At 41.0% G+C, this 12,182-nt stretch carries 12 protein-coding genes and 4 tRNA genes; 1 reads left to right on the top strand and 15 read right to left on the bottom strand.

Features of this window, described 5'->3' with window-relative positions; all coding sequences use genetic code 11:
• On the top strand, window positions 1-337 hold a 337-nt coding region (locus tag PSF16_RS14525; RefSeq protein WP_272689509.1), incomplete at its 5' end, for a DUF5339 family protein.
• A 49-nt stretch (window positions 338-386) separates the two neighbouring features.
• Here PSF16_RS14525 and PSF16_RS14520 read toward each other — a convergent pair.
• From PSF16_RS14520 to PSF16_RS14450, 15 genes are all read right to left on the bottom strand, one after another.
• Complete coding sequence (locus PSF16_RS14520; protein WP_036965107.1) at window positions 387-1,598, bottom strand: nicotinamide mononucleotide deamidase-related protein YfaY; 1,212 nt, start codon at window positions 1,596-1,598, stop codon at window positions 387-389.
• Window positions 1,599-1,730: 132 nt separating this feature from the next.
• The gene (gene fabV, locus PSF16_RS14515; RefSeq protein ID WP_006659406.1) at window positions 1,731-2,930 is read right to left on the bottom strand and encodes an enoyl-ACP reductase FabV; all 1,200 of its coding nucleotides are present in this window, start codon (window positions 2,928-2,930) and stop codon (window positions 1,731-1,733) included.
• A gap of 98 nt (window positions 2,931-3,028) precedes the next feature.
• Complete coding sequence (locus tag PSF16_RS14510) at window positions 3,029-3,187, bottom strand: hypothetical protein (RefSeq protein WP_036960633.1); 159 nt, start codon at window positions 3,185-3,187, stop codon at window positions 3,029-3,031.
• Between the two features lie 241 nt (window positions 3,188-3,428).
• A tRNA-Leu gene (locus PSF16_RS14505) sits at window positions 3,429-3,515 on the bottom strand.
• A gap of 103 nt (window positions 3,516-3,618) precedes the next feature.
• Window positions 3,619-3,705 (bottom strand) — tRNA-Leu (locus PSF16_RS14500).
• A gap of 7 nt (window positions 3,706-3,712) precedes the next feature.
• Window positions 3,713-3,786, bottom strand: a tRNA-Cys gene (locus tag PSF16_RS14495).
• A gap of 25 nt (window positions 3,787-3,811) precedes the next feature.
• Window positions 3,812-3,887: transfer RNA gene (locus PSF16_RS14490), tRNA-Gly, on the bottom strand.
• A 164-nt stretch (window positions 3,888-4,051) separates the two neighbouring features.
• Window positions 4,052-4,600, bottom strand: a complete 549-nt coding sequence (pgsA, locus tag PSF16_RS14485) for a CDP-diacylglycerol--glycerol-3-phosphate 3-phosphatidyltransferase (RefSeq protein WP_006657588.1) — start codon at window positions 4,598-4,600, stop codon at window positions 4,052-4,054.
• A gap of 56 nt (window positions 4,601-4,656) precedes the next feature.
• Window positions 4,657-6,489 (bottom strand): excinuclease ABC subunit UvrC, encoded by a 1,833-nt coding sequence (gene uvrC, locus PSF16_RS14480; RefSeq protein WP_272689508.1) that lies wholly within the window; start codon window positions 6,487-6,489, stop codon window positions 4,657-4,659.
• Window positions 6,456-7,142 carry a LuxR C-terminal-related transcriptional regulator gene (locus tag PSF16_RS14475; protein WP_006662002.1) on the bottom strand — a complete coding sequence of 229 codons (687 nt, stop codon included), beginning with the start codon at window positions 7,140-7,142 and terminating at the stop codon, window positions 6,456-6,458. The genes uvrC and PSF16_RS14475 overlap by 34 nt, the downstream gene beginning before the upstream one ends.
• Before the next feature lie 218 nt (window positions 7,143-7,360).
• Window positions 7,361-8,593, bottom strand: coding sequence for a peptidase T (gene pepT, locus PSF16_RS14470; protein WP_006662003.1), 1,233 nt, complete (start codon window positions 8,591-8,593; stop codon window positions 7,361-7,363).
• Window positions 8,594-8,609: 16 nt separating this feature from the next.
• Complete coding sequence (locus PSF16_RS14465) at window positions 8,610-10,163, bottom strand: AbgT family transporter (protein WP_006662004.1); 1,554 nt, start codon at window positions 10,161-10,163, stop codon at window positions 8,610-8,612.
• A 295-nt stretch (window positions 10,164-10,458) separates the two neighbouring features.
• Window positions 10,459-10,866, bottom strand: a complete 408-nt coding sequence (gene psiE, locus PSF16_RS14460) for a phosphate-starvation-inducible protein PsiE (RefSeq protein ID WP_006662005.1) — start codon at window positions 10,864-10,866, stop codon at window positions 10,459-10,461.
• 214 nt (window positions 10,867-11,080) lie between these two features.
• Entirely contained in the window at window positions 11,081-11,497 is a 417-nt protein-coding gene (locus tag PSF16_RS14455; RefSeq protein WP_006662006.1) for a GFA family protein, read from the bottom strand.
• 101 nt (window positions 11,498-11,598) lie between these two features.
• Window positions 11,599-12,182: DUF3999 family protein (locus PSF16_RS14450; protein ID WP_272689507.1), on the bottom strand; the 584-nt coding region annotated here is incomplete at its 5' end.

The raw sequence follows: 12,182 nt of genomic DNA, 5'->3' as shown, positions 1-12,182 counted from the left end.
TAATTTAAAAGCCAAAGTTGATACTGCCATTCAGCAAGTCAAGGACAGGGAATATATTGAATTAGCCAAAGAAAATATGTTACCTGATTCTTTAAAAAATCTTTCCCAAATTGATGTCACAGAGAAACCTTGTGATTATTTTTATCAAAACGTGGATGTATTTATCGAGTATTTAAAAGATAATCCGGACATTGCAGGTGCAGATATTTATGCCAATCAAATCACGGCATTGAAACGTAAGATTGAAAAAGCCCCCTCCGTCTTTCAAGATAAAGCGTGCGAGAAAGGTATTTCAGGTCTTAATTTTATGATTGAAACTATCTCGCCAAGTGCATAGTCCTATAAGCCACTCTCGACCAAATAATCAGAGAGTGGCATACGGCTGATTATCTCAATGACATTTCGATAATGTCAGTTTGGTCAAGCCACTCATAATTTCCCATAATAGGGCGACTATCTAACCAACGAGATAGCATATCCAGCATCAACATCACACTGACTTGTTGTTTCTCTAATTCTGAATGATGGCGAGGCAAATATTTCACGCGCTGCGCATAACTCCCCGTTGGCGTTGATAACGCTAATGACAAATCGCCATTATGGTATTCACCAATAACTAAACCAATTTCACTGTCGCTCTGTGTTGTATTATTTTTTGCAGTTTGGATTAAATTAGCTAAATTCAGATCACCCTCTACAGGCATGGCGATATTGCCGTCCATAATCGGTGCTCCAGCTGCATTCAATGTCCAGTAAAGCAGTCCTGCACTAAACTGCTCGTGAGTGACGACCGACAAGTGTTTCTGTTTCAGTTTTTTCCCCACAACAGCCCCAAGTCCCTCCGTACCTTCAAAGACTTTATTATCGCCGACGCCGGCTTTAATCACTTGCCAGACTTTTTCCATTTCATCACGTTGACTAGCAGGACCTGTCAATTTCAGCTCAATGATTGGCATTGATGAACGGTATCCGAGTACACACTCTTTCGGCAATTTTAGCGCATCAAATTGCCTTGCAAGGCTACTTTCACTGCGACCAAAGCTGGTTAATCGTAGACAGAGCGGTGGCTCCGGCAATATGAATTTTTGACGTAATCGCGGAATAATTTGCTCGTTGACCATCACTTTAAACTCGGAAGGAACACCCGGTGTGAAAAATAACCAGCAATCATTCAGATACAGTGAAAAGCCACAGGCAGTGCCGACTGGATTATCAATAAGTTCCGCATTTGCAGGCAACATTGCTTGCTTACGGTTAGTTACCGGCATTTCGCGACCTCGAGCGGTAAAATAGCGCTCCATCTCAGCAATCCATTCTGGGTGCTCTATCAATGAAACACCCGCTGCTTTTGCTGCAGCTAGGGCGCTAAGATCATCACTAGTCGGCCCTAAACCACCGTTCACAATAATCACATCCGCATGCAGACTGCGTTCAAGAAATGTTGTCACCAAGCTATCAAGGGAATCACCGACGGTAGTGCGACTATGGAGTGGTATACCTTGCTGAAAAAAACAATCTGCTAGCCAAGCTGCATTAGTATCAATAATTTGTCCATGCAGAACTTCATCGCCGGTACTTAACATCTCTACAATCAACATCCCAGAAACTCCCTTTTTAAGACTTTCTATAAAAAGCCAATTTGAACATTATGATCCTAGATAACAAAAAATAAAACCCCGAGCACCGGTTTACCAGTGCTCGGGGTTTTCAGGCAAATAGATAATTATCTATTAAACTAATTCTTTCACTTCAAAATTAGCTTCGCCGCTTAAATCTGCTTCGTAATCAACGCCATCTAAGCCAAAGCCGAACAAGCGTAAGAATTCCGCTTTATAGCCTTGATAGTCCGTTAATTCATTGATGTTGTTATCGTTCAGCTGCTTCCAGATTTGACGACACGTTTCTTGCACGTCATCACGCAGTTCCCAGTCATCTAAACGCAGACGGTTTTTCTCGTCGGTATCCGGCGCTTCGCCACTAAATAATTTAGTTGCAAACAGACGCTGAATTTGCTCGATACACCCTTCGTGAATACCCTTCTCTTTCATGATTTTGAACACAATAGAGATATACAACGGCATCACTGGAATTGCAGAGGATGCTTGGGTGACCACTGATTTAAGGACTGCAACGTGTGCTGAGCCGCCTTTCTGTGCCATTTTTTCGTTGATAGCATGAGCTGCACGATCTAAGTCTTCTTTTGCTTTACCTAAAGTACCGTGCCAGTAAATCGGCCACGTTAAATCAGTACCAATATAGGAGTAAGCAACGGATTGTGCATTATCAGCCAGAACACCCGCATCCGCTAACGCGTTCATCCACAATTCCCAATCTTGTCCACCCATGACTTTCACGGTGTCTTCGATTTCTTGCTCATTGGCAGGCTCAACAACTGCTTCGATCAGCACGTCTTTGTTGGTATCCAGCGCAACAGATTTGTACGGTTCGCCAATTGGTTTTAATGCTGAACGGACAATTTCTCCGGTTTCAGGCATTTTACGCACTGGAGAAGCCAGTGAATAAACCACTAAATCCACTTGACCTAAATCTTGTTTAATCAAGTCGATAACGGTTTGACGGCATTCATTAGAAAATGCATCACCGTTGATGCTTTTTGCATACAGACCCGCTTCCTTTGCTGCTTTGTCAAAACCGGCAGCATTGTACCAACCTGCGGAACCTGTTTTGCTCTCACTGCCCGGCTTTTCAAAAAATACGCCGATGGTCGCTGCACCGCTGCCAAAAGCCGCATTGATGCGTGAAGCAAGACCGTAACCAGTGGATGCACCAATTACCAGAACCTTTTTCGGTCCATTTTTCAGTTCACCACGAGATTTCACATAGGCAATTTGCTCACGAACATGGGCTTCGCAGCCTGCTGGATGAGCTGTAGTGCAGATAAAACCACGAATTTTAGGTTTGATAATCATAGTAATTTTTCTTGGTAGCTAACAATCGAACACTAATATACCTGATATTCATCTTATACTTAAGATGTATAGGCAAGAAACATAGTGAACAGACCAGTTTATTTAGGATCTTGGCTCTTTTCCTGCTGTTCTACTTGAGAAAAAGCGAGTATTTTCAACCAATCTGCAAGTAATGGCGTGGTTTTTACCGCATCGAGCATCGCACGTTCATGTTTTGTTAAGCGAACAACCACAATTTCAGTTTTCATATTCGACATCACCCTCTCCTTTTTCAAAACGCTGATATTGGCACAGTTCAAGGTGGGATAGGTCTGACTTACTTATTTTTACTTAGTCTTTCGGTAAATTGAGAAAAATGGATGAAAAATGACAAAAATCTTATTGAGATATATGCCATTGAAAATATGGAATTATTTTATCTTCAGATACAAAAAAGCCACCTATAAGGTGGCTTTTTTGTTTTCCTAACTTGCCGATTATTATCCGCTAAGTTTTATATGGTGCCCAGGGCGGGACTTGAACCCGCACAGCCTAAAGGCCGAGGGATTTTAAATCCCTTGTGTCTACCGATTTCACCACCTGGGCTAAATTTTTAGTACTGCTTTACTACTTTCTAATCAGAAAGACTCGCTAACTGACCAGTTTGAATCTTAAAGTAAAATGGATCGATTGGTCCATTTACTGAATATGGTGCCCAGGGCGGGACTTGAACCCGCACAGCCTAAAGGCCGAGGGATTTTAAATCCCTTGTGTCTACCGATTTCACCACCTGGGCTAGAATTTGGAGGCGCGTCCCGGAGTCGAACCGAGCTACACGGATTTGCAATCCGGTGCATAACCGCTTTGCTAACGCGCCTTACACCCTAATCTCTTTCAAGATTTGGAGCGGGAAACGAGACTCGAACTCGCGACCCCGACCTTGGCAAGGTCGTGCTCTACCAACTGAGCTATTCCCGCTTAAGCTTCACTTTTCAGTTTCTGCTTTCAAACTGGCTGATTTACTTATTTATTTTCGTAAACCACGTTGCCGTTCGATGCGTTGCATTCTACTGATTTCACCTATCGAGTCAATACAATTATTGAAATAATTGGATCGTTCGCTGTTTTTTCAATCATTTCGATCACGCTTCGCTCAAATCGCCCCACGCAGCCTTTAAATATTGGAACATTGACCAAAAAGTCAGGATTGCAGCCACATATAAAAGTGCAATAGACAGATGTTCGATCAGCGGATTTGGACGCCATAATAAGCCGACTAATGACATCATTTGCGCCGTGGTTTTGAATTTACCAATCCAAGAAACTGCCACGCTGCTACGCTTACCAATTTCCGCCATCCATTCTCTCAATGACGAGATAATGATTTCGCGGGCGATCATCGTTGCAGCGGGTAAAGTCACATACCAAACATCATAGCTTTCAGTGACTAAGACTAACGCCGTTGCAACCATAACTTTGTCTGCAACGGGATCCAGGAAGGCGCCAAATTTTGTGGTTTGCTTCCATAAACGCGCTAAGAATCCGTCAAACCAATCCGTCACAGCGGCGATCACGAAAATCAGCGCACAAGCAAATGGTCCCCAACTGACAGGAAGATAAAATGCTAATACAAAAAACGGTATCAGGATGACACGGAACAGGGTCAACCACGTTGGTATATTTAATTTCATCGCGCTCACTAACTCTTTGTCCAAGACCGATACCTTAGTATGTTGCCCTAAGATACCTACTGTTTCAATGCATTATAAATCTTTTCTGCCAGCGCGTATGAGATCGAGGGCACTTTTGCTATCTCTTCTACGCTCGCATTTCGCAAGGGTTGTAATCCCCCCATATACTTTAATAGCATTTGACGGCGCTTTGGTCCCACGCCTTCAATCGATTCCAGTGCACTCGTATTTTTAACTTTAGCTCGGCGTTGACGATGTCCTGTAATGGCATGATTATGGGATTCATCACGAATATGTTGGATCACATGCAGTGCTGGCGAGTCCGGAGGGAGCGCAAAGCCTTCACCTTCCGGTTTTAAAAACAGTGTTTCCAAGCCAGCTTTACGATCACTGCCTTTTGCAACACCAATTAATAAAGGATGGTTTTTATCCCAATCCACTTCAAGGGAATCAAACACATCTTTTGCCTGCCCTAACTGCCCTTTACCACCATCAATAAAGATAATATCGGGAACTTTGCTTTCATCCAGATGCTTGCCATAACGACGTGTAAGCACTTGGTGCATTGCTGCATAATCATCCCCTGGTGTGATCCCCGTAATATTGTATCGACGATACTCCGATTTCACAGGACCCGTTTTATCGAATACGACGCAAGACGCTACTGTTTGCTCTCCCATGGTGTGGGAAATATCAAAACATTCCATACGGGAGATATTGTCAATATTCACCACTTTTGAAAGTGCAGCCATACGCTGTTGAATCGTGGATTGCTGAGCCAACTTTGTCGATAACGCGATAGATGCATTTGTTCGCGCTAGCTTTAAATAGCGAGCACGAGTGCCGCGCGGTTGGCTTTGAATTTGGATTTTACGCCCCGCAATATCGGACAGTGACTCTGCCAGAAGTTCTTTCTCCGTTAGTGGGAAATCAAGCAAAATTTCCCCTGGCAATGTACGGTTGTCACTGCCTTGTAAATAGAATTGCCCCAAGAAGGTTTGCACCACTTCTTCTAATAAAGTGCCCGCCGGAATTTTTGGGTAATAGCTTCGGCTTCCCAGCACTTTTCCTTGGCGAATAAACAAGACATGAACACACGCTAAACCAGAGTCGAATGCGACACCTATCACATCAAGGTCATCATCGCCCCCAGACACATACTGCTCTTCAGTCACCGCGCGCACAGCTTGAATTTGATCTCGAAAACGAGCTGCATCTTCAAATCGTAGCTCTTGGCTGGCTTTTTCCATCCGTTCAACTAATCCTGTTAACACCTGCTTGTCCTTCCCTGTTAAAAAAAGACGCACATAGTTAACTTGCTGCTCATATTCTTCATCCGTGACCAACCCTTTCACGCACGGTCCTAAGCAGCGACCAATTTGATACTGTAAACAGGGTCTTGATCGATTTCGATAAACGCTATCTTCACATTGACGAATAGGAAATAGTTTTTGCATTAACGCTAAGGTTTCGCGTACTGCATAAGAGCTTGGAAACGGACCGAAATACTCACCTTTAGCGTGCTTAGCACCGCGATGGCTCGAGATTCTTGGGTGAGTTTCGCTACTCAAGAAAATATAAGGATAGGATTTATCATCTCTTAACAAAACGTTATAACGAGGCTGATAAAGCTTAATATAGTTATGCTCCAACAATAACGCTTCGGTTTCAGTATGGGTAACCGTCACATCAATCGAGGCGATATTCTTGACCAACTGTTCTGTTTTGCGGCTTCCGACATTTTCACGAAAGTAGCTTGATAATCTTTTTTTAAGATCTTTCGCTTTTCCTACATAAATCACGGTTCCCCCAGCGTCATACATACGATAGACACCGGGTTGATTCGTGACGGTTTTTAAGAAAACTTTTGGATCAAACTGTTGTTCCACCCTGATAAATCCTGTTTTGCGGTGATTAAACCATAACTAATTGCTATATGTGTTAATTCTACATCACTACTGATATTAAGTTTACCAAACATTCGATATCGATAGGTATTTACCGTTTTCGGACTTAAAGATAATGTATCCGCAATTTGTTTGACGGGTGTACCTCGAGTGATCATCAACATAATTTCTAACTCTCTTGCAGAAAGTAATTCATAGATATCCAATTGTTCACGCTGGTTTAACCGCTGCAAAGCAAGGTGTTGAGCGATATCTGGGGAAATGATTTTCTGCCGTGCATTTACAACCTGTATGGCTTCAATAAGCTCTTCTTCAGCAATGCTCGTACTTAAAATCCCAAAGATCCCAATGTCCAGCGCTTTCACAATAAAAGTATCATTATGACGGACATTATAGATAATCAGCCCTACATCAGGTTGAGTACGACGTATCGTTGTGAAGGCTTTTAGTGAGTCAAAATGGCAATGCTCTCGATTAACTAAAATGATATTGGCTCTATTCTGTCGGTTCCATGTGATCACTGGATCTATAGAAGGAAAAGCAGCGACAACTTTATAACGCGTATTTCGGGTTAAAATCGCCTCAATACCTCGAATGGAAATATTGCTATCATCAATAATTATTATATTAATCAAGTACCTCTCCTAATAATGGCAAGCATAATGAGAGGATAATAAAGGAAAAAACCAACTAGTCATATCTTCTTTTTTAAAGATTAAATTAAAACTATTAGATTGACTATTATTCAATAGTTGATATTTAATTCTTAAATAAATCACTATCAAAAAAATAGCCGCTGAATAATTAGCGACTATTTCTTCTAGCACTTTTACTTTTAAATAAAGGCGCTACCTCATTTTTGCCCAACTAAACGGCAAATGGTTTCAGAAACGAGATAACTTTTCTCAAATGACGTGATGGGTAAGAACTCAAAACGCGAATGGAAATTATGTGCACCTGTAAAGTAATTTGGTGTCACAATTCCACGAGCCGATAGTGCTGAACCATCGGTGCCCCCACGCATCGGAATGATGTTAGGCTCAATATTATGAATTTTTAACGCTTCAAGAATAATATCTACCGCAGTACGATCTTCACCAATTGAGTCACTGATATTGCTATACACGTCATCAATTTTGAATTCCACTTTTGCTCGAGGATGGCGCGCTCTAATCAGTTCAATGCTTTCAGCAATAAAGCGTTTACGTGATTCAAAACTTGGGCGGTCAAAATCGCGGATAGCCATTTTGATCTTCGCTTCATTTGGATTGGCTGCTAAATCAGTAATATAGAAGTATCCTTCACGATGCTCAGTATGTTCTGGCGTATCAAAACGGTCAAAACAACCAATAAAATCATGAGCAACGCGAATTGGGTTTAACAAGACGTTTTTCGCTGACATTGGATGAGCAGTGATCCCTTTGATTTCCACTTCAATGGAAGCCGCATTAAAGGTTTCGAAAACAACTTCACCAAGAGCACAACAATCGATGGTATAGGCGAAATCCACTTTGAAGCGAGAAAGATCCATGATTTTTGAACCGCGAAGGCCAATTTCTTCATCTGGCACAAACGCAACATAAATATCACCACAGTCAAAATCTGTATTTTGCAGTTTATCCATCAGCTCCATGACAACAGTAATCGCCGCTTTATCATCTGCGCCGAGTACACTTGTTCCGTCACTGAAAATAATTTCATCCCCCACATAAGCCGTGGCTTCAGGATGTTCAGACGTTTTAAACCAGATATCTTCTTGCACATTCAAGCATAAATCCGCGCCTTTATACGCCAAGGTTTGTGGTTTGATCACGGGGGATAAACCAACATCGACAGTATCTAAATGAGCGACAAAACCAATTTTAGGTGCATTAGGTTTATTGCCAGGACGCATCGCATAGAGGATGGCATGTTCATCAACATACACATCTTTTAAACCATAGCTTTCTAACTCTTTCGCCAGAAGATTCGCCAATTCACGCTGCCCTTCGGTACTCGGCACCACAGGACTCGCAGCATCACTTTGACTTTCAATCGCGACATAACGATAAAAACGCTCTTCTAACTTTTTACCTAATTCTTTCATTTTACATACCTTTTACTTATTGCGCAGGCTGCCATGTATAACCACTATCAAAACCAATTGGAATATCAAATGCCCAGAACAGGTATAACGTTGCTGTTAAGGTGATTAATAAACCGATGGTGAATGGGATCATCATTGAACATAACGTTCCGATTCCTGCATTTTTATAATATTTCTGGCAATACATTAAAATCAGAGGATAGAACGGAAACATTGGTGTACTCACGTTCATCGCAGAGTCACTCACACGGAATGCAGCTTGGGTTAATTCTGGCGAAATTCCGACTGCCATTAACATTGGAACCAATACCGGTGCCATAATAGCCCATTTAGACGTCGCCGAGGTGATCATAATATTTAGCACCGCGGTTAATAAAATAACGCCAAATACCGTCAATCCTGATGGCATATCTAAAGTCCGCAGTAATTCCGCCCCCGATAATGCCAATAATGTGCCTAAATTCGAGTGCTGGAATGAGTACAAGAATTGTGCGGCAAAGAACGCAAATACAATAAATGGAATCAATGACTTGGTAATATTTTCCATCGCCTTAACGACATCTTTAGTCGAGGTGAAGGATCTCGTCATATAGCCATACACAATCCCCGGTAGTGCAAAAAAGATAAACAGCAGTGGCACCACAATCTGCATAATCGGGGCTTTTGGACTGGTTAAGCTGCCATCTGGACCACGCAATGGTGAATTTTCAGGCCATAATAGCGCAAATAAACCTAGCGCTAATGCGATGACGACTAACCCAGCAACGCGAAATGCACGGTGCTCTTGCGGTGTGATTTTACTCAAATCTTGTTCCGCATCCGTATCCACATCCGACTTTGTGATAGGCGCATTTTTATTTAACCATGGCTCGACAATTTTCTCAGTAATAAACCAACAAGTGAAAATGACACCAAACGTGCCGCCTAGGCTAAAGAAATAGTTACACAATACGTTCACGCTGTAGCCTGGGGCTAGCATTTGTGCGGCATCTTGCGTAAAGCTTTGCATAATCGGGTCAATAATCGATGGCGTATAGCTTGCCGTAAACCCGCCCGCTAAGCCCGCAAATGCTGCTGCGATACCCGCTAAAGGATGGCGACCGCTGGCATAGAACATCATTGCAGCAACCGGCATTAAGATCACATAGGCTGAGTCAGAAGCTACGTGCGAAACGATCCCAACGAAAACAACAGTTGGCGTCAGCATTTTAGGCGATATTAAAGAAAGCATTTTTTTCAGTGCAGTGTTAATAAAACCACTACTTTCTGCAATCCCAATACCTAATGTGGCAACGATTGTTATTCCAAGAGGAGGGAAATTAATAAAATTTTTAACCGCTGATGTCACAAATAATATGATTTCTTCATACTGAAACATATTAATTACGGAAATTTTTTCTTTAGAAATAGGATGGTGATAACTGAAATCGACAAACGAGAGCAGATAAGATAAAAACCAACATATTACTAGGGCGTAAACAAATAGCATTGTCACATCTGGCATTACGTTACCAATGCGCTCAACACGATTTAAAAAACCCTTTTTCTTAGGTAGTGTTTTAGTTGTCATAGTTGCAAGTTACTTATGTTATTAGAATAGAAGCTTTATCACAGTAAATAACCCATTTAGAAAAGTAAAACACTTTCTTATTTTATTTTGGCAGAATGAAAAGCAACCAATCGCTCTAGTTAATTATGCTTATATTATTAGTTTTACTCTTAATCCAACTATCTGAAATTTTATTTTAGCTTATGCTTACTCTCGTTTTATATTACTTAAGTCATTTTTTTATTTAATTAACTTCACGCCAAAGAAAATGATTATTATTTCCCTTAGCGTGATTGATAAATTAATTTTAAGAATATTATTCTCGTTTCAGTTTTTCTGTATTAGCAATATAAAGTGCTATCACTAAAACCAAAATGGCGCCAGCATGCAGCAGAGTTGTCATCGGATCACTGTGGTCCACAATGATGAGGCGGATAATTGCAGTGATCCCAATATAGATAAAATAGCGTAGCGGGAAGTGATAACCAGACATAAAATACTTTATAATCAAAGCAATGAACTCAAAATAAAGAAAGTAAATCACGATACCTTCTAAAAGCTCATAGGCTTTAGCTTCTTGGCTTCCCCCAAACATTAAAGATGCCATTGTGAATGTTTCTTTAGCTAAAAAGAAAACCAACACAGCAGCCAGCACAATTAATCCCACATTAAGAACCCATTGTAATACCCATGCGATATTACTGGCATGACGCATTCCTTTCATACTATCCATTACATATTCCTCAAATTACTCTTTCTACGCTTTAAAAAGTTAAGTTATTTTTTATTTAACTTTTTAAGAGCATAAAATGTTAACGTTCGCTATATCAACTCAAATGGAATAGGCTAATTATAATTGAAATTTTTTATGCTGACATTACAAATGAATGTTTAAATCACCTTAAGATAAATAGCAGGTAATAATACCTGCCATTTGGCTAATCTTTTGGATTATTACTGTAGAGATTTAATATATCTTGTTCTGTTAACATTGGCGTCTTTTCAGCAAAATTATAATAATTTGGCTTACAATCTATATAAATTTGCGTGCCCATTTTGGCATTTTGGCTTTCTGCAAACAGTGCCGCTGAGATGTAATACGTTGACGGTGAATGTAAATGATAAAAAAGATGCGTACCACACTGCTTACAAAATGCGCGCTCAGCCCATTCCGATGAAGCAAAACGCGTAATTAACGCATTTCCTTCAATTTTTGGCTCACCTTCATAACCGATGGTCATTCCCGGTCCACCATTCCATTTTTGGCACATGCCGCAATGACAAACATGGACGGTATCAATAGGGTGATCGATAGTCAGTTTCACAGAACCGCATAAGCATTGACCTTGAGGCATTGTTCTATCCTTTGTCGACGATGTTGAATTCAAAAATAACGCTAGATGACTGATAAAGTGCCATCTTCATCCCCGATGAGCTTGCTAGCAATCCGAGTTACTTAAAGCTCATCTGAATTACGCTTATTTGATGACCCCACTTCTTTCAATAAGTACCAACAAAAATAAAGTAACGCCAGAATTCCAACAACAAGTAATACCCATAACGTGATAGTCATCCAATTTACCCCTTCTTCTACGGGGTTATCTTGCACTTTTTTCTCCACACCACCGAGCTCTAATACCTTACCTGTCGTTGTTATTTCAGGGAAATTTTCCATCACCGCTTCGACACTTTCATGTTTACCAATAAGTTGTGTGTAGTTAACATTATCCGGTGTTGCTTGTTTATTTCCCCACACCAGTAGGTAAGGCGAAGCACCTTGTATATTCACAACGAGGTTAACGGCATCACGTAAGCCATATATTGTCGGCGGCAGCTCATCCCAACTTCCTTTTAATGCAGTAATTCTCAGTCCTTTAATTTGCATATTATGGATAATGAGATTCGGGTTACTCGCGTTGTCTCCCTCATTAATTTGATTAAAAACCATCACATCCGCTAACGGTTTCCATTCTTCATCACTGTTTGCGATGTATTCAATTTTTAGTGGCACAACTCGATTTGATTGTTGCAACTTAATAC

It is taken from the genome of Providencia sp. PROV033 (assembly GCF_028484855.1).
Taxonomy (GTDB): Bacteria; Pseudomonadota; Gammaproteobacteria; order Enterobacterales; family Enterobacteriaceae; genus Providencia; species Providencia alcalifaciens.
This window is presented reverse-complemented; position numbering and strand designations above follow the sequence as displayed.

Bases quoted from the DNA above. Each gene is read 5' to 3' on its own strand.
- pepT (WP_006662003.1), bottom strand. From the start codon at position 8,593: ATGAAAGAATTAGGTAAAAAGTTAGAAGAGCGTTTTTATCGTTATGTC.
- PSF16_RS14465 (WP_006662004.1), bottom strand. From the start codon at position 10,163: ATGACAACTAAAACACTACCTAAGAAAAAGGGTTTTTTAAATCGTGTT.
- PSF16_RS14520 (WP_036965107.1), bottom strand. From the start codon at position 1,598: ATGTTGATTGTAGAGATGTTAAGTACCGGCGATGAAGTTCTGCATGGA.
- PSF16_RS14510 (WP_036960633.1), bottom strand. From the start codon at position 3,187: ATGTCGAATATGAAAACTGAAATTGTGGTTGTTCGCTTAACAAAACAT.
- pgsA (WP_006657588.1), bottom strand. From the start codon at position 4,600: ATGAAATTAAATATACCAACGTGGTTGACCCTGTTCCGTGTCATCCTG.
- psiE (WP_006662005.1), bottom strand. From the start codon at position 10,866: ATGAAAGGAATGCGTCATGCCAGTAATATCGCATGGGTATTACAATGG.
- fabV (WP_006659406.1), bottom strand. From the start codon at position 2,930: ATGATTATCAAACCTAAAATTCGTGGTTTTATCTGCACTACAGCTCAT.
- PSF16_RS14455 (WP_006662006.1), bottom strand. From the start codon at position 11,497: ATGCCTCAAGGTCAATGCTTATGCGGTTCTGTGAAACTGACTATCGAT.